General features: G+C 66.0%; 17 protein-coding genes. 13 read left to right on the top strand and 4 right to left on the bottom strand.

Annotation, left to right across the window (positions count from 1 at the left end; all coding sequences use genetic code 11):
- The first annotated feature begins 30 nt into the window (after positions 1 to 30).
- From WS70_RS31130 to WS70_RS31090, 8 genes are all read left to right on the top strand, one after another.
- The gene (locus WS70_RS31130; RefSeq protein ID WP_059472301.1) at positions 31 to 1,500 is read left to right on the top strand and encodes a flavin-containing monooxygenase; all 1,470 of its coding nucleotides are present in this window, start codon (positions 31 to 33) and stop codon (positions 1,498 to 1,500) included.
- Positions 1,500 to 2,201 (top strand): ABC transporter ATP-binding protein, encoded by a 702-nt coding sequence (locus tag WS70_RS31125; RefSeq protein ID WP_059597725.1) that lies wholly within the window; start codon positions 1,500 to 1,502, stop codon positions 2,199 to 2,201. The genes WS70_RS31130 and WS70_RS31125 overlap by 1 nt, the downstream gene beginning before the upstream one ends.
- Positions 2,201 to 3,628: an ABC transporter permease gene (locus WS70_RS31120; RefSeq protein WP_059597726.1), complete on the top strand. Its 1,428-nt coding sequence runs from the start codon at positions 2,201 to 2,203 to the stop codon at positions 3,626 to 3,628. Before WS70_RS31125 ends, WS70_RS31120 begins: the two co-directional genes overlap by 1 nt.
- Before the next feature lie 56 nt (positions 3,629 to 3,684).
- A complete protein-coding gene (locus WS70_RS31110; RefSeq protein ID WP_059597743.1) occupies positions 3,685 to 4,467 on the top strand; it encodes an outer membrane lipoprotein-sorting protein in 783 nt (260 codons plus the stop codon).
- Positions 4,464 to 5,783, top strand: a complete 1,320-nt coding sequence (locus tag WS70_RS31105) for a hypothetical protein (RefSeq protein WP_059597727.1) — start codon at positions 4,464 to 4,466, stop codon at positions 5,781 to 5,783. The genes WS70_RS31110 and WS70_RS31105 overlap by 4 nt, the downstream gene beginning before the upstream one ends.
- A gap of 38 nt (positions 5,784 to 5,821) precedes the next feature.
- Complete coding sequence (locus WS70_RS31100) at positions 5,822 to 6,220, top strand: DUF4345 domain-containing protein (RefSeq protein ID WP_059472296.1); 399 nt, start codon at positions 5,822 to 5,824, stop codon at positions 6,218 to 6,220.
- A gap of 71 nt (positions 6,221 to 6,291) precedes the next feature.
- Positions 6,292 to 7,056, top strand: coding sequence for a 4'-phosphopantetheinyl transferase family protein (locus WS70_RS31095; RefSeq protein WP_059472295.1), 765 nt, complete (start codon positions 6,292 to 6,294; stop codon positions 7,054 to 7,056).
- A 79-nt stretch (positions 7,057 to 7,135) separates the two neighbouring features.
- Positions 7,136 to 8,242, top strand: a complete 1,107-nt coding sequence (locus WS70_RS31090; RefSeq protein WP_059472294.1) for a triacylglycerol lipase — start codon at positions 7,136 to 7,138, stop codon at positions 8,240 to 8,242.
- Between the two features lie 99 nt (positions 8,243 to 8,341).
- Here WS70_RS31090 and WS70_RS33355 read toward each other — a convergent pair whose 3' ends face one another.
- Positions 8,342 to 8,575 carry a hypothetical protein gene (locus WS70_RS33355; protein WP_059472293.1) on the bottom strand — a complete coding sequence of 78 codons (234 nt, stop codon included), beginning with the start codon at positions 8,573 to 8,575 and terminating at the stop codon, positions 8,342 to 8,344.
- Here WS70_RS33355 and WS70_RS31080 point away from each other — a divergent pair.
- From WS70_RS31080 to WS70_RS31065, 3 genes are all read left to right on the top strand, one after another.
- On the top strand, positions 8,574 to 10,997 hold the full coding sequence (locus WS70_RS31080; protein ID WP_059472292.1) for a putative bifunctional diguanylate cyclase/phosphodiesterase: 2,424 nt from the start codon (positions 8,574 to 8,576) through the stop codon (positions 10,995 to 10,997). The two genes, WS70_RS33355 and WS70_RS31080, sit on opposite strands and share 2 nt — an antisense overlap.
- 33 nt (positions 10,998 to 11,030) lie before the next feature.
- Complete coding sequence (locus WS70_RS31075; RefSeq protein WP_059472291.1) at positions 11,031 to 11,771, top strand: TenA family transcriptional regulator; 741 nt, start codon at positions 11,031 to 11,033, stop codon at positions 11,769 to 11,771.
- A 298-nt stretch (positions 11,772 to 12,069) separates the two neighbouring features.
- Positions 12,070 to 12,666: an MlaC/ttg2D family ABC transporter substrate-binding protein gene (locus WS70_RS31065; protein ID WP_059597728.1), complete on the top strand. Its 597-nt coding sequence runs from the start codon at positions 12,070 to 12,072 to the stop codon at positions 12,664 to 12,666.
- 93 nt (positions 12,667 to 12,759) lie between these two features.
- Here the strand turns inward: WS70_RS31065 and WS70_RS31060 are convergent, their stop codons facing one another.
- The 3 genes from WS70_RS31060 to WS70_RS32090 form a co-directional block, all read right to left on the bottom strand.
- The gene (locus WS70_RS31060) at positions 12,760 to 13,407 is read right to left on the bottom strand and encodes a response regulator (RefSeq protein WP_059472289.1); all 648 of its coding nucleotides are present in this window, start codon (positions 13,405 to 13,407) and stop codon (positions 12,760 to 12,762) included.
- Entirely contained in the window at positions 13,404 to 14,804 is a 1,401-nt protein-coding gene (locus WS70_RS31055) for a cache domain-containing protein (RefSeq protein WP_059597729.1), read from the bottom strand. The genes WS70_RS31060 and WS70_RS31055 overlap by 4 nt, the downstream gene beginning before the upstream one ends.
- Positions 14,805 to 15,498: 694 nt before the next feature.
- The gene (locus tag WS70_RS32090; protein WP_159083000.1) at positions 15,499 to 15,858 is read right to left on the bottom strand and encodes a hypothetical protein; all 360 of its coding nucleotides are present in this window, start codon (positions 15,856 to 15,858) and stop codon (positions 15,499 to 15,501) included.
- A gap of 76 nt (positions 15,859 to 15,934) precedes the next feature.
- Between WS70_RS32090 and WS70_RS31040 the strand changes: the two genes are divergently transcribed.
- Positions 15,935 to 16,633, top strand: a complete 699-nt coding sequence (locus WS70_RS31040; protein ID WP_059472287.1) for an energy transducer TonB — start codon at positions 15,935 to 15,937, stop codon at positions 16,631 to 16,633.
- A gap of 72 nt (positions 16,634 to 16,705) precedes the next feature.
- Positions 16,706 to 17,599, top strand: coding sequence for a MotA/TolQ/ExbB proton channel family protein (locus WS70_RS31035; protein ID WP_059597730.1), 894 nt, complete (start codon positions 16,706 to 16,708; stop codon positions 17,597 to 17,599).
- Positions 17,600 to 17,610: the final 11 nt, after the last annotated feature.

Raw genomic sequence — 17,610 nt, 5'->3', positions numbered from 1 at the left:
CGCGACCGCACAAGTGAGAGAACGACAACGATGACAACGACGAAAGCGACAACGGAACCGACAGCGGCGACGGCAGCGTCGGCGAATCGGGATTGCAGCAACCGCTACTGCATCATCGGCGGCGGCGCGGCCGGCATTGCGACGGCGAAGAACCTGCGCGAGCATGGCATCGCATTCGATCTGATCGAACGCGAAGACGGCATCGGCGGCACGTGGTACTACGGCAAGCCGTGCAGCGCGATCTACAAGTCGGTGCACATGATCAGCTCGCGCGCGTTCTCCGAATACACGGACTACCCGATGCCCGCCGATTATCCGACGTACGCGCGCGGCGATCAGGCGCTCGCTTACCTGCGCGACTACGCGCGCCGCTTCGGCGTCTACGAGCACGCGGAGTTCAACCGGACCGTGCTCGAAGTCGCGCCGCTCGCGGACGGCGGGCTGTGGCGCGTTGAACTCGACGGCCACGAGGTGCGCCACTACAAGGGCGTGTTCGTCTGCAACGGCCATCTGTCGAAGCCGCAGGTGCCCGACTATCCGGGTCGCTTCGACGGGCTGCAACTGCATTCGGCGCTGTACAAGACGCCCGATGTGCTGAAGGACAAGCGGGTGCTCGTCGTCGGCGCGGGCAATTCGGGCTGCGACATCGCGGTCGAGGCGGTCCATCACGCGCGCGCGGTGTTCCATAGCACGCGGCGCGGCTACTACTACTGGCCGAAATTTCTATTCGGGATTCCTGCCGATCGCTGGGCCGAGTGGCCGTTGAAGCTGCGCCTGCCGCTGTGGGCGCGGCGCTTCTTCGGCGTGCGGCTCCTGCGCCTGACGACGGCCGGCCAGCCGGAAGACTACGGGCTGCCGAAGCCGGACCACAAGCTGTTCGAAGCGCACTTCATCATCAACTCGACGCTGTTCTATCACCTCGGACACGGCGATCTCGTCGCGAAGCCGGACGTCGTCGAGCTGAAGAGCGACCGCGTCGCGTTCTCGGACGGCAGCGAAGAGCAGATCGACGCGATCGTCTACGCAACGGGCTTCCAGCTCAGCTTTCCGTTTCTCGACCCGTCGTATCTGCAATGGGACAAGATGCAGCCGCGCTTGTATCTGAACATCTTCGATCAGGCGCATCCGAACCTGTTCTTCATCGGCCTGTTTCAGACGTCGACCGGCAACTGGCCGCTGATGGACTATCAGGCGCAACTCGTCGCGCGCTATCTGCGCGCGCGCGACGCGGCGCCGCGCAAGGCCGCGCGGATCGATCGGCTGATCCGGCGAGACCGCTCGAACTGGAACGGCGGGATTCATTTCAGCGACACGCAGCGGCACGTGATCGAAGTCGAGCATTTCGCTTACCGGCTGCAACTGAAGCGGCTGATTCGCGCGCTGCCCGATTCGCGCGTGGCGGCGCGGCAGGGGCGGCCCGTGGCCGTCGCGACCGCGGCGCCGGCGTCCGCCACGCCCGCCACGCCTTCCGCCGTGCGCGTGCAAGCGGGAGAGGCGTGATGACGATCGTCTCCGTCGATAGCATCAGCAAGACCTATCTGCTCGGCAGCGTGAAAGTGACCGGCCTGGCTGGCGTGTCGGTCGACATCGACGCGAACCGCTTCACCGTGTTGAGCGGCCCGTCCGGCAGCGGCAAGACGACGCTGCTCAACATGATCGGCTGCATCGATCGGCCCGACGCGGGGCGTGTCGTCGTCGCCGGGCAGGACACCGCGACATTGTCCGACGACGCGCTGTCCGACTTCCGCGCGCGACAGGTTGGCCACGTGTTCCAGTCGTTCAACCTGCTGCCCGTGTTGTCCGCGTACGAGAACGTCGAATATCCGCTGCTGATGGCGCGCACGCCCGCGCGCGAACGCGCGTCGCGCGTCGCGTATCTGCTCGACGCGGTTGGCCTGAACGGCAAGGGCGCGCACCGGCCGAGCCAGTTGTCGGGCGGCCAGCGGCAGCGCGTCGCGATCGCGCGCGCGCTTGCGGCGGGGCCGTCGCTCGTGCTCGCCGACGAGCCGACCGCGAACCTCGACAGCGTCACGGGCCAGGCGATCATCGCGCTGATGCACCGGATGCAGCGCGAGAGCGGCGTGTCGTTCATCGTGTCGTCGCACGATCCGCAGGTGCTGGATGCAGCCGACGACGTCGTGCAGATCCGCGACGGCCGCATCGTCGATCGTCGCCGCATCGCGCAGGAGGCGCAAAGCTGATGCATACCTTCATGTTGGCGCTGCGCAACCTGCAGCGGAACCGGCGGCGCTCGATCACGACGTTGCTCGCGATGATCGTCGGCGTTTGCGCGGTCCTGCTGTTCGGCGGCTTCAGCAAGGACATCACGTTCGGATTGCAGACCGATTTCGTGCGGCGCAGCGGGCACTTGCAGATTCAGCGGCACGGCTATTACCAGTACGGCAGCGGCAATCCGGTCGCGTACGGGATCGGCGGCTATGAGCGTCTGATCGCGCAGCTGCGCGATGATCCGGTGCTCGCGACGATGATCGCGGTGATCACGCCGACGCTGCAGTTCGGCGGGATCGCCGGCAACTTCGAAGCGGGCGTGTCGCGCACGGTGCTCGCGCAGGGTGCGATCGCTGACGAGCAGAACCGGATGCAGCAGTGGAACGACTATGGCTTCCCGCTGGCGCCGAAGCCGTATCCGCTCGTCGGCACCGTGCCCGATGCGGCGCTCGTCGGGCACGGCGTCGCGCGCGTGCTGCATCTGTGCGCGCCGCTGCACGTGCCCGATTGCGGCGATGGCGACAACTTGAAGGAGGCGGCGAGCGCGGCGTCCGGCGCATCCGCAGCCGATGCGCCCGCGGACGTGATCGCGCTCGCGGCGGCCGAAGCGGACGCGCAAAAGAGCGAGGGCAACGGCGAGCGCGCCGGCGCGACGCACATCGAGGTGCTCGCGGCGAACGCGTACGGCGCGCCGAACGTCGGCGGCTTCACGGTCGTCAAGGCCGAGCAGCAAGGCGTGAAGGAGCTCGACGACGTCTATCTCGCGATGCACCTGCCGCGCGCGCAGCGGCTCGTCTATGGCGGTGACGCACCACGCGTGACGGCGATCGAGATCCAGCTCGCGCACACCGCGCAACTGCCCGCCGCACGCGCACGGATCGACCAGTTGTTCGGCGGCCGCTTCGAAGGCCAGCCGCTCGACGTGCTCGACTTCGCCGCACTGAATCCGTTTTATGACCAGACGAACCGGATGTTCTCGATGATCTTCGGCTTCGTGTTCGTGCTGATCGGCGCGATCGTGCTGTTCGTCGTCAGCAACACGATGAGCACCGCGATCCTCGAGCGGACCGTCGAGATCGGCACGCTGCGCTCGATGGGCGTGCGCCGCAGCGGCATCCAGGCGCTGTTCGTCTGCGAAGGCGCGCTGCTTGGCCTCGTCGGCGCGTCGATCGGCGTGCTCGTCGCGCTCGGACTCGCGTTCGCGGTCAATCACAGCGGGCTCGCGTGGACGCCGCCCGCGCGGATCGACTCGGTCGCGCTGACGGTGCGCGTGTGGGGCGAATGGCGGCTGATCGCGCTGACGTTCGTCGGGCTCGCGTTCGTCGCCGGGCTGTCCGCGTGGCTGCCCGCGCGCCATGCGGCGCGGCTGTCGATCGTCGACGCGCTGCGCTACGTATGAGCGGCGGCAATTTTCAGTTTGAACAACGAAAGATCGAATCGATCGGGAGGTGGAGCGTGCGTCGCTTGTTTCGTACATGGTGGATCTGCTTGAGTCTCGGCGCGGCGGTGCTCGCGCGCGCGCAGACGCCGCCCGATCCGCAGAAGCTGCTTGCGGAGAGCGACGCGATCCGGACGCCGGCGAAGTCGTTCATGCTGACCGCGACGCTGACCGAATACCGCTCCGGCAAGCAGGTCGACGGCAACACGCTGTCGATCTATTCGAAGCCCGACGCGCCGGGCGGCGCGTTCCGCACGCTGGTGCGCTTCGTCTCGCCCGCGCGCGACAAGGGCAAGCTGATGCTGAAGAACGGCAACGACCTGTGGTTTTACGATCCGGCGAACCAGGCGAGCATCCGCATTTCGCCGGACCAGCGTCTGCTCGGGCAGGCGGCGAACGGCGACGTCGTCACCGTCAATCTCGCGCACGACTATCAGGCGGAGCTGAAAGGCGCCGAGGACGTGATGGACGGCGATCGGCAGACGCGGCATTGCTACAAGCTGTCGCTGACGGGCAAGGCCCAGGGCCTCACGTACCATCGGATCGAGATGTGGCTCGACGCGTCGAACAGCCGGCCGGTCAAGGCGAAGTTCTATTCCGAAAGCGATCGGCTGCTGAAGAGCGCGTTCTATCGGCGCTATACGACGGAACTCGGCGTCGAGCGTCCGACCGAAACCGTGATCATCGATGGCCTTGACTCGAACTGGGTGACTGTGATGCGTTTTTCCGGATACGCGTGGCGCGATATTCCGGACGCATGGCTGCAACGCGATTATCTGGCCCGCTTTCAGGCGCAATGACGCGCAGATCGTTGGCGGTCCTGATTTGCGCGGTCGCGGCGGTCGCGGCGGTCGCGTCGGCGGCGATGCCGGCGTGCGCCGCGGCCGCCGGCGACGCGGACGCGGCGAACGACGCGACGAACGCGGCGCTCGATCTCGCGGACGCGACGCCTGTCGCCGCGCCGGAAACGGCGCGGCCGTGGAAGTTCAGCGTGCAGGACGCAGTGCGTTGGAGCGACGATCGCGATGCTGCTTCATCGTGGCGTAATCAGTTATCGATCGAATGCCAGTTCGAGCAGGCATTGACGCCGACACTGAGCGTGAACTTCGCGATGCGGTTCGACCGTTTCGATCCGCTGTCGTCCGGCGCGGCGTCGCACCGCGACGTGATGCTCGTGAAGGAGGCGTATGCAAGCTGGAAGCCGTCGCCGTTGCTGGCGATCGATGCGGGCCGGATCAACGAGCGCATCGGCGCGGCGATCGGCTACAACCCGACCGACTTCTTCAAGGCGGGCGCTGTGAGCGTGGACGTGCCGCCCGATCCGGACAGCCGGCACACGAACCGGCTCGGCAGCGTCGGCGTGCGCGCGCAGCGCGTGTGGGACTCGGGCTCGATCGCGCTGATGCTGTCGCCGCGGCTCGCGAGCCGCAGCGAGCCGGGCGATCCGCGCGCGTCGTCGGACCTGCAGCGCACGAACGGCGTTGATCGCTGGATGCTCGTCGGCAGTCAGCGGATCACGCCGACGATCCAGCCGCAATGGGTGCTGTATGGCGAGAGCGGACAGTCGCCGCAGTTCGGGCAGAATCTGAGCGTGCTGCTCGGCAATGCGGTCGTCGCGTACGCGGAATGGACGGGCGGCTGGCGGCCGTCGCTGATCGGCGCGGCGACGGGGGGCGGCAACCGGGATCGTGCGTTCCGCACGCGCTCGGCGGTTGGCTTCACGTGGACGCTGCCGGTCGACCTGTCGTTGACGGCCGAGCTGCAGAGCAACAGCGGCGGCGCGTCCGCATCGCAGTGGCGCGCGCTGCAAGCGAGCGATCCGTATGCGTGGGGCCGCGCGGTGCGCACGTCGATCGCCGCGCAGGAACTGCCGTCGCGGCATGGGCTGTTCCTGATGGCCGCGTGGCGCAACGTGTTCATGCGCCGCCTCGATCTGACGGGCTTCGCGCAGCTCGATCTCGGCGCGGGGCAGCAGTACTGGGTGGAACTGCGGCGCCGCTTCGACAAGTTCGACGTCGCCGTGCAGTTCCTGCGGCAGACGGGACCGTCGTGGAGCCGCTTCGGCGCGATGCCGGAAGCGAGCAGCGTTCAGGTCCTGGGCATTTTTTATCAATAAGACGTCGTCAATCGTCCAATAACGAGGGCCACCATACGATGAGCAAACGCATTCTGCAAATCGCCACCGCGATTCTCGCGGCCGTGCCGGTCGTCACTGGCGCGCTCGGCATGATGGGCATCCACGATCCGCTGTATGCGTCGCTCGGCGTCACGCTGCCGGCCGATGCGACGCTCGACAGCAATCTGCGCTTCTACGCGGGCGTCTGGTTCGGGCTTGGGCTCGGCGCGTTTTACACGATCCCGAACATCGAGCGCAACGGCGTGCTGTTCCGTGCGCTGTGGACGATGATCTTCGTCGGCGGAATCGGCCGGCTGATCTCGCTCGTGTCGCTCGGCGCACCGTTTCCGCCGTTCATTGGCTTTACCGTACTCGAGATCGTCGGTGCGCCGCTGTTCGTCTGGTGGCAGGCTCGCGTCGCGGAGACGGCGGGCTGACGGACGAGGTGGGGCAGGAAGCGCGGCCGATCCAGCTGGCGCGCGTTTGAAACACTTAGGTTGACTGACAAATGATGGTGGAAGAATTGCCGCACGCGACGTTGCACGACGACATGGCGGCGCTGCGGTTCAGCGTCGCGAGGCCGTCGGCTGCGCTGACGGAGCGGTTGATGCGAGGCGAGGTGCACGTGTGGCGTGCACGCGCCGACGAGGCGGGATCGTATCTGAAGCGCGATTGCCTGTCGCTCAGCGAGCACGAGCGCGCCGCACGGCTCAAATACGGCGCGCATCGCGAGCTGTTCGTGTTCTCGCGCGCGATGTTGCGGGTCGTGCTCGGCGAATACCTGAGCGTCGATCCGGCGCGGCTCGTGTTCGACGTCGAGCCGGGCGGCAAGCCGGTGCTGTTCGGCCGCGATCTCGAATTCAGCGTGAGCCACGGGAGCGGCGCGGTGCTGATGGCGATCGCGAAGCAGCGGGTCGGTTGCGATCTCGAATCGCTCGATCGAAAGATCGACGTCGATGCGCTCGCGGCCGCCAGCCTTGGCGAACGCGAGCGTGACCTGTTCGCGCAAACGCCGGCCTGCGCGCGCCAGCGGCTGCTGCTGCAGCTTTGGACGCGCAAGGAGGCGCTGCTGAAGGCGCACGGCACGGGCCTGCGGCGCGATCCGCGCGAGCTGGAGATGCCGTGGCCCGCGCTGCCCGCCGCGCGTGACGAATGCGCGAGCGACGGCGTGCGCTGGGCGGTCGCCGACGTCGCGCTCGGCGCGGCATGGCGCGCCGCGGTCGCGATGGAGAATCGCGGCGCCGACGTGCACGGATTCTGTTTGGGGTGGTGAGCTGCCGCCCGGCGCCGCGACTGCGGCGAACAGGCGTGCGGCATCGTTCGAGTATGGCTTGAAACAGGGGATATCAACAATGAATTCGATGTTCGAATGTGTCGCCGCGGCGGCGCGCGTCGCGAGGAAAAAACTGGGGAGAGCGTGGGCGGCCGGGATCGTCGCCGCGTTTTGCGCGGTCGCCGCGCCGCCGGCGGTACATGCGGACACCGCAGCGGGTGCGGTCGACGACTACGCGGCGACGCGCTATCCGATCATCCTCGTCCATGGCCTCACGGGCACCGACGACTACTTCGGAATCCTGCCGTACTGGTACGGCATGCAGTCCGATCTGCAGCAGCACGGCGCGACCGTGTTCATCGCCGATCTATCGGGATTCCAGAGCGACCTCGGCCCGAACGGGCGCGGCGAGCAGCTGCTCGCGTACGTGAAGCAAGTGCTCGCCGTCACCGGCGCGCAGAAGGTCAACCTGATCGGCCACAGCCAGGGCGGACTGTCGTCGCGCTACGTCGCGGCGGTCGCGCCGGATCTCGTCGCGTCGGTGACGACGATCGCGACGCCGCATCGCGGCTCGCAGTTCGCCGACTTCGTGCTCGGCGCGCTGAAGCTCGATCCGACCGGCCTGTCGACGCCGATCTTCGGCGAGCTGCTGAACATTTTCGGGATCCTGACGAGCCACGCGCACAACACGAATCAGGATGCGATCGCCGCGCTGAACGCGCTCAGCACACCGTACGCGACGCAGTTCAACGACCAGTTCCCGAGCGCGGGCCTGGGCGCGCCGGGCGCGTGCGCGCCGGGTGCGCCGAGCGAGACGGTCGCCGGGAACGTGCACTTGCTGTATTCGTGGAGCGGCAGCGCGTACCAGCCGATCACGGTGTTCGGCCTCACGACGGGCGCCGTCGACAAGAGCACGATCCCGGTCGTCGATCCGGCGAACGTGCTCGATCCGTCGACGCTCGTGTTCCTGACGGCCGGCAACATCATGGCGCTCAAGCAGGCGGGGCCGAACGACGGCTTCACGTCGACCTGCAGTTCGCTGTACGGAACAGTGATTTCGACCGACTACAAGTGGAACCACTTCGACGAGATCAACCAGTTGCTCGGCATCCGCGGCGCGTACGCGGCCGATCCGGTCGCGGTGCTGCGCACGCATGCGAACCGCTTGAAAATGCAGGGTGTTTGAAAGAAGGTTGAGCGGCGGCGCGCCGCGCATCGTATGATTATCCCGCGCTTGCGCGGCCGCTTGCGCGGGCGGCCGCGCACGTGCATTCAAGCAAACGCGTCATATGTAACGCGACGAGCAGACGAATGCGCGCAAGACGGCCAGTTTACGCAAGACTTCCGCAAGGAACAGCGGGACAGGCCACGCTTCGAGCATCTGGCGGCGAACCGGCAACGGGTCGCCGCCGGTTTGTTTCCGGCGTTCGCGCGCGCCGGGGGAATACGAAACCGTCGCGACGAAGCGGCGCGGTGGCGGGGCAGAGGCAAGGTGGATGATGAACGGGACTTCCAGCATGCGCGAACGCGCGCTCGGCTTGAATGACGGGAGTGGCCAGACGGCCGAACTGAGGCCGGCGCTCGACGTATGGCCGATCCTGCTGATGGTGTCGGTGCTCGTGTGCGTTGTGATCGTGAGTCTCACGGTGGTGTCCTTCCTGCGGGTCTACATCGGCGGCGAGAGCACGTGGTCGAAGTCGCAGAAGGACGCGGTCATCTATCTGATCCGCTACGCGGAGACGGGCGACGAGCATGCGTACCAGCTCTACGAGGCCGCGGTCGACAAGCCGTATCGCCTGAGCCTCGCACGCACCGCGCTGCAGCGCAAGCCGCCTGATCGCGTGACCGCGCGCGAGGCGATCATCGCGAGCGGCATCGATCCGACCGACGCGACGGCGGCCGCGTGGCTGCTGCCCGCGCTCAGCTGGGTCGCGAAGATCAACTATGCGCTGCAGTGCTGGATGCAGGCGGACGTCGAGCTGGCGGAATTCCGCAACGTCGCGAGCCAGCTGCACGCGCTCGTCAGCAGCGGCCATCGCGACGATCCGCGCGTGAAGGAGCTCGAGCGTCACGCGTGGGACATCAACGAGCGCGTGTCCGGGCTGCCCGACCGCTTCTCGAAGGCGTTCAGCGACGAGTTCCGCTCGAGCGTCGCGCTGCTGCTCGTCTGCTATTTCGCCGCGTCGATGTTCCTGATGTATCTCGCGCTCGTCTGGGCGCGCAAGGCCGCGCTGCAACGGCTGTCGATCCAGTACGCGCTCGACCGCAGCGAGGCGTTCGCCGAGGCCGCGCTGAGTTCGGTCGCGGAGGCGGTGATCACCGTCGGGCTCGCGAAGAACGTCGACTTCATCAACAACGCGGCCGAACAGCTGCTCGGCTATTCGGCGGCCGCGTGCGTCGGCGCGCCCGTGTCGAGCGTGCTGATGCTGCTCGACAAGGAGACGGGGCTCGCGGTCGACATTGTCGACGAATTCTGGGCGCGCGACGTGCGCACGCCGATCAAGCGCGAAGTGCATCTGTTGCGCCGCGATCATTCGAAGATAGTTGTACAGACAACCATTTCCGAGATGGGCGACCGCGTGCACGGCCACATCGGCTACGTGCTGATCCTGCGCAACATGACGCGCGAGCAGCAGTTCCTCGAAAGCCTCGCCTGGCAGGCGACGCACGACGTGCTGACGGGTCTCGTGAACCGCGTCGAGTTCGAGCGCCGTCTCGAACTCGCGCTCGTCGACGCGACGTCCGGCAAGGATCGCACGGACTCGATGTTGCTGATGCTCGATCTCGATCGCTTCAAGGAGATCAACGATACGTGCGGCCACGCGGCGGGCGACGCGATGCTGCGCGAAGTCACGCAGCGCTTCCAGAGCTGTCTCGACGACGAGGACGTGCTCGCGCGGCTCGGCGGCGACGAGTTCGGCGTGCTGCTGCCGCACGGCGCGGGCTCGTGGCCGTCGAAGAACAAGGCCGAGCGGCTGCGTCGCAGCCTCGAGGATTTCGTGTTCCTGTGGGAAGGCGAGCGCTTCACGGTCAGCGTCAGCATCGGCGTGCTCGAGCTCTGCAAGGCGCCGCGTAATCTCGAGATGGCCGTCAAGCTCGCCGACATCGCGTGCTACATCGCGAAGGAGCGCGGCCGCAACCGCATCCAGCTCGCGGATCCGAGCGACCTGCAGCAGGCGCGCCACGTCGGCGATGTGCAGTGGAGCCGGCGGATCAAGACCGCGCTCGAAACCGACGGCTTCCGGCTGTTCGTGCAGCCGATCGTCCACACGCGCCCCGACTCGCAGACCCCCGAGCGCGCGGAAGTGCTGCTGCGGATGATAGACGGCGCGGGCCGCGACATCTCGCCCGCCGCGTTCCTGCCTGCCGCCGAGCGCTACGGGCTGATGGGGCTCATCGACCGCTGGGTGATCCGCACGGTGTTCCACAAGCTGAGCGCGCTGCGGACGCGCGAGTACCACGAGTACAACGTGAACCTGTCGGGGGCGTCGATCTCCGACGAGCGCTTTCTCGAATTCGTGATCGCCGAGCTGCTGAGCTCCGGTCTCGAGCCTTCGGTGATCTGCTTCGAGATCACCGAAACGATCGCCGTGAAGAATCTCGAGCTCGCATCGCGCTTCATGAGCGAGCTGCGCACGATCGGTTGTCGCTTCGCGCTGGACGATTTCGGCGCGGGCATGTCGTCGTTCCGCTATCTGCGCAACTTGCCGATCGATTACCTGAAGATCGACGGCGAGTTCGTGTCGAACATGATGTCGGACCGGGTGAGCTACGGCGTCGTCAGCGCGATCAACGAAGTCGCGCACTCGATGTGTTGCAACACCGTCGCAGAGCATGTCGAATCCGACGTCGAGCTCGGCATGCTGCGCGAGCTCGGCATCGACTTCTGCCAGGGATATTTCTTTGCCAAGCCTTCGCCTTGGCGCGAAGGCGGCTATTGACGTGGTTCGATGACTTTATCTAAGGAGAGGAAATTGCATATCCCTTTTGAACGCGACGGCGATTTGATGGATATCGGGAGCTATCCACACTGGCTACAGGACGTGGTCGGCACGGTGCGGGAAGCGCGCGACCGGGTGCGCTTCCACGAAGTCTTCTCGTTGATGCGCGACGGCCGTCTCGCGCCACGGCAACTGGCTGCGTTCTTCGTGAACGGCTGGCCCGTCGTCGAGCAGTTTCCGAAGTACATGTCGATGAACCTGCTGAAGGCGAACGGCACGAGCTCGTCGGGCGACGAGAAGGCGCGCCGCTACCTGATCCGCAACATCCGCGTCGAGCTGAACCACGTCGAGCATTGGGTCAACTGGGCGGAAGCGAGCGGCGTGCCGCGCCGGCAGTTGATCGACGGCGACAGTCCGCCCGCCGCGCTCGCGCTCAGCCACTGGTGCTGGAAGAGCAGCAGCGCGGATGCGCTCGCGGCGAGCATCGCGGCGACCAACTATGCGATCGAAGGCGTGACGGGCGAATGGAGTGCGGACCTGTGCCGCTCGGACGTCTACGAGCGTGGCTTTGCCGAAGGCGTGCGCGGACGCGCGATGCGCTGGCTGAAGCTGCATTCGAGCTACGATGACAAGCATCCGTGGGAAGCGCTCGACATCGTCGCGACGATCCTCGGCCAATCGCCGAGCACCGAGCAGGTGCGCGACGTCGCGGCCGGCATCGAGCGCAGCTTCCGTTATTTCGAGATGAGCCTCTCTTGCTGCCTCGACGCGTGAGCGCCGCGCGTCGTCTGGCGGCGGGCGCCGGAAAGCCCGGCCTGCGACGGCGAGGCGAGCGCGCGTCGCGAGCGGGTCGCGACGGCATGCGTCGATCGGCCGCGCACGCATGTTCGCGCGCGTCGGCGGTGCCCTCGACGGCGATATGCGCCGCATCGCCAGCCGCATCGTAAATATTTCGCCTATTCGGTAACAGACCGTCACGGCGCCGCGCGAGCGCGCCAAGCTCGGTATACTGTTTCGTCTGCGCCGGCGCCGTGTCGCGTCCGGCTTCTTCCCTTCCAGGTTCGATACACGCATGAAACGTCATTTGTTTGCTTTTGTGGCTGCGGCCGTCGTGTCCGTTTCGGCATTCGCTCAAACCGCGCCCGTCGAGGTGGTCAAGAACGCCGTCGAGGGCACCGTCGGCGCGATGAGGGCGGATCCCGCCGCGCGCGGCGGCGACATGGCGAAGATCACGCAGATCGTCGAAGCGCGCTTCCTGCCCGCGACGAACTTCGAGCGCACGACGCGCATCGCCGTCGGCGACGCGTGGAAGCAGGCGACGCCGCAGCAACAGCAAGAGCTTTACAAGCAGTTCCGGATTCTGATGACGCGCACGTATGCGGCATCGCTCGCGCAGCTCGGCAGCCAGGACGCGAAGTTCTCGTTCAAGGCGGCGGGCGCGGGCGGCGCCGACGCGCTCGTGCGCTCGACGGTGGCGACGCCGGGCGACAGCCAGTCGGTCGGCTACCGGCTCGGCAAGATCGGCAACGATTGGAAGATTTACGACATCGACATGTCGGGCGCGTGGCTGATCCAGGTCTACCAGGGCCAGTTCAAGGCGCAGCTCACGCAGGGCGGCATCGACGGTCTGATCGCATTCCTGACGAAGCACAACGCGCGCACGAACTGAGTGCGCCGGCCGTTTCGGCATTCGTCATGCAAAAAGGGCGCCGCGGCGCCCTTTTTTGTTGCGTTGCGCGTGCTTGCGCACGGCGCCTGACGCTCAGCGCCTGTGATGCTCGACCGCGAACTTGATCAGCTCCGCCTGGCCCTCGATGTCGAGCTTGCGTTTGAGATTCAGCCGATGCGTCTCGACCGTGCGCACCGACAGGCCGTTCTGTTGCGCGATCTGCTTGCTCGACAACCCTTGTGCAAGCGCATCGAGGATGTCGCGCTCGCGCGGCGTCAGCCGATCGAGCGGCGACGCTTCCGCGCTTGCATGAATCATCCGCGCGGCAAGGCCCTCGCTGAAGAACGTCTGCCCGGCGAGCACCGCGCCGATCGCGCGAACGATTTCGGTCGCGGGCGAATCCTTCAGCAGATAGCCGCTCGCGCCCGCGCGCACGGCCTGCATCACATATTCGACGTTGTCGTGCATCGACAGCATCAGCACGCGGATTGCCGGAAAGCGCTCGTGAAAGACGCCCGCGAGCGCGATCCCGTTCATCCCCTGCATGCCGATGTCCATTAGCGCGAGATCGGGTTCGAGCGATTCGGCGAGTGCGAGCGCTTCGTCGGCATTGCCCGCTTCGCCGACGACGGCGAGGCCGGGCGCCGCTTCGAGGCGCATCTTGAGGCCGTCGCGCACGAGCGGATGGTCGTCGACGAGCAAGAGGCGCGCGGTGCGGGGCGTGGGAGAGGCAGTGGTCATCGCGTGGTTCCTGTGAGGGCGGCGCCGGACAACGGCACGCGCGCGGCGACGACCGTGTGTCCGAGTTGCGAGCTGATCGCGAGCGTGCCGCCGAGTGCGTCGAGCCGCTCGCGCATGTTGCGCAGGCCGACGCCGCCGCGCGCGTCTGCCTGTGCGCGCACGGCGTCGAAGCCGCGGCCGTTGTCGGCGATCGTTAGTGCGACTTCGCGCGACGACATGTCGAGCGCGACGGCCGCACGCGTCGCGTGCGCGTGGCGCAGGATGTTCGTCAGCGCTTCCTGCGCGATGCGGAAGAGCGCGGTCTTCACGGGCGCGGGCAGCGGCGGCGCGCTGCCGTGATCGACCTGCGTGAAGCCGAGCTCGACGCCCGTCTCCGCGCCGAGCTCGCGCACCAGTTGCTCGAGCGCGGCCGCGAGGCCGAGGTCGTCGAGCATCGTCGGGCGCAGCGCGTGCGAGATGCGGCGCACTTCGCGCAGCGTGTCGCCGAGCCGTGCGATGCCTTTCGACAGCGCGGCTTCCGCCGCGTCCTCGCGCGCCGGCAAGCGCGCGAAGCGTTCGAGCGCCGATTCGAACATCAGCTTCGCCGACACCATCATCTGGCTGATGCCGTCGTGCAGCTCGCGCGCGAGGCGCGCGCGCTCCTGCTCCTGCGATTCGACGACCTGCTGCGCGAGGCGTTTGAGCTTCGCGTCCGCACTGCGCGACTCGCTGACATTCAGCACGAGCGCACACAGTGCGATCACCGCCGCGCCCGCAAGCGCGATCGTGCTGAGCCACGTCATCGTGCGCTCGATGTTGGCCGATGCGCGTTCGTCGATCCGTGCGAGCGCGGTGTCGACGTCGTCGAGATAGATGCCGGTGCCTACCATCCAGCCCCAGCGCGGCAGCGAGACGACGTAGCCGAGCTTCGGCGCGAGCTTGCCCGTCGACGGACGCTGCCACACGTAGCGCACGTAGCCGCCGCCGCGCGACGCGGCCGCAATCAGTTGCTGAATCGTCAGCGAGCCTCGCGGATCGCGCAGCGTCCAATAATTGTGTCCGACCCGTTCGGGCTCGCGCGGATGCATCAGCGAATTGCCGTGCAGGTCGTAGACGAAGAAGTAGCCGTCGGGGCCGAATTCCATCTTCTGAAGCATCGCGAGCGCCTGCTGGCGCAGCAGCGCGTCGTCGCGCGCGTTGTCGCGGCCCGCCTCGTACAGCGGCTCGACCGCGCTCGTCGCGAGGTCGACGTAATGCTCGAGCTCGATTTCCTTGCTCGACAGATACGCGGCCTCGATCGTCGCGTGCTGCGTGCGCGCGAGCACGGTCGCCTGCTGGCGCACGCCGAGGCCGATCGCCGCGATCGTCACGAGGAAGGGGACGATCGCGAGCAGGAAGATCTTGAATTTCAGTCTCATCGCGACGGGTATCCGTCCATGGGGGCGTGCACGGCGCGCGGCGACGCTTCGTCGATTGTCTGTCCGGTCGGCGGCGCGCCGCCTTCAATGATGTCGCGCACGAGTCTCATCTGGGTTCCATCGCCGGGATTGGCTCATGCAGGCGGGCAGCTTGTGGTTGTGGTTCGATACTGCTCGTTCCGCCGAGCGCATTCTAGCGGAAGAATCGCCGAGTCGATTTGACGGTGCGCAGTTCGCGCGTGGCGAATGTTCGGCGAGCGTGTCTGAAACGGTGCCGTCGTCCGAAATTTTTCGCTCGTGTGGCTGATGCGTCGAGATGCATGTTCGGCGAGCACGCCGGTTCGCGTTTCAAGCGCGAGACGATCGGGATACGGATAATGCGAAGCGTGACGTCGCGCGATGCCGAGAGGTTCCCGCCATGCCGACGGCGATTGCGAATTCCGTCTGCGACGCGACGAGCGATCCCGCGATTCGAGCGCGCGGCATCATGTCCGCGACAACGTCGATTTTCGAGAAGTTATTTAGATATGCAAAGCAAGAGATCGAAGCGAAACCGCCTAAGAAGATGCGAACGCTCCATGAAATTTTGAAAATGCAAAGATGCATCAGAAACGTAATCTCGAAATTGCAGTGCACCAATTAAGTTAATCGAGCTGCTTGGCAGATAACCGAAACGTCGATCCATACAAATCAATTACTTTGTCGACAAATTCAATTCAAAATGCTTACTAAATTGTTTTTCGAATAAATGCTCCAAATTTTGTGTGGGCGCATCAAATAAAGTTTGACGGCAAAATTTTTTCCTTGCTATCGTTTGCACCGAAGGCGTGCCTTGTAGGCAGGCGCTTGAAGAAAGTAAAGGGCGCGCACTTCGGCTGATGATTGCGGTTCGAGCCTCTACCTGACGAAAACCTGTCTGAAGGCGTTGCTGCAACGGCAAATCGGCCAATGAACCTGCGGGAAATAAATCAATAGCGTTGTATCGGTTGAATTCGCATCGAGCATCGAGCCTGATAATTTGGATGCCAAAGCAAATTGAAGGCTTGAGAGCCAATGGGCGAATGGCGGATCCAGTGTATCGAGCCGCAACTGGACGGCAGGGCGAATCATGCTTGGGGGTGAAAGTGGGTATGAAAGTCGACGAAGGCTTGGCTGTTTCAAACGACGGACTCGCGCGGCTCGGTCGTCCGCGCGAATTCGGCAAACGGCAGCAGAACCCGGCTCGGCGCTTCGGCGGCCTCGCGATCGTGCTCGCGCTGCACATCGTGCTGGTCTATGCGCTCCTCAACGGTCTAGCGACGAAAGTGGTCCAAGTCATCCAGCATCCGATCGAGACGCACATCATCGAACCGGTGAAGCCGCCGCCTCCGCCGCCGATGCCGACGATCAAGCTGCCGCCGCCGAAATTCGCGCCGCCGCCCCCGCCGTTCGTTCCACCGCCGGAAGTGCCGGTGCAGGCGCCGACGCAGCCGTCGATCACGCATCAGGCGGCGCCCGTGCCGTCCGCGCCCGCCGTGCAGGCGCCGGTGGCCGCCGCGCCCGCGCCGGCGAAGGCCGTCAGCCACGAAGTGGGCGTCGTGTGCCCGAATTCGGACCAGATCCGCGCTTCGATGCAGTATCCGAAGGAAGCCCAGGAGAACAACATCACAGGCGACGTGACGATCGAATTCGTCGTCGATGCCGAAGGACACGTCACGAACGAGCGCGTCGCGCAGTCAGCGGATTCGGTGCTCGATCGTGCGGCGTTCAATGCGGTCAAGCAGTTCAAGTGCGTGGCGCAAGGGCAGTCGGTGCGCGTGCAGGTTCCGTTCTCGTTCAACCTGAACTAAGCCCGTATGCGGGCCAGAGAGGATCGGGGTCGAATCTTGTTAGTTAGTTTAACGAAAAAATTTGGAGTGGGTATGACCAAGCGTTCACTGGCCGCTCTGGCGGCAAGCATGTTGATCTCCGTCGTTGCGGTTGACGCGCTTGTCGCGCCGCAGCAGGCTTTCGCTCAGGCGAGCGACGCGGCGGTCGCGGTGTCCGCGGCAACTGCGCCACAGACGGCGAACACCACGGCGGAGCCGGCGCCCCCGCCTGCCGCGACGGAAGCGGTCGAGAATCCGTACGGCCTCGGCGCGTTGTGGAAGAACGGCGACTTCGTCGCACGCTTCGTGCTGCTGCTGCTCGTCGTGATGTCGATGGGAAGCTGGTACATCATGATCACCAAGTTTCTCGAGCAGCTGCGCGCGAACCGCCGCGCGAGGGTCGCCGACGAGCAGTTGTGGAGCGCGCCGTCGCTCGCCGAAGGCGCGAAGCGGCTCGACGAGGCGTCGCCGTTCCGCTTCATTGCCGAAACGGCGATCGAGGCGGGCGAGCATCACGACAACGCGCTGCTCGAAGCCGTCGACCGCAATACGTGGATCGACGTGTCGGTCGAGCGCGCGATCACGAACGTGTCGAATCGCCTGCAAGACGGGCTCGCCTTCCTCGGTACGGTCGGCTCGACAGCGCCGTTCGTCGGCCTGTTCGGCACCGTGTGGGGCATCTATCATGCGCTGACGGCGATCGGCATCGCGGGCCAGGCGTCGATCGACAAGGTCGCGGGCCCGGTCGGCGAGGCGCTGATCATGACAGCGATCGGCCTCGCGGTCGCGGTGCCCGCCGTGCTCGGCTACAACTTCCTCGTGCGTCGCAACAAGTCGGTGATGGAGCGCGTGCGCAACTTCGGCGCACAGCTTCACACGGTACTGCTCGCAGGCGGCAAGCGCTTGCCGCGAGCGAACAACGTGCAGACCGCGTCGCTCGTCCGCTGAAGCGAGGTGCG

Source organism: Burkholderia mayonis (assembly GCF_001523745.2).
GTDB classification, from domain to species: Bacteria; Pseudomonadota; Gammaproteobacteria; order Burkholderiales; family Burkholderiaceae; genus Burkholderia; species Burkholderia mayonis.
This window is presented reverse-complemented; position numbering and strand designations above follow the sequence as displayed.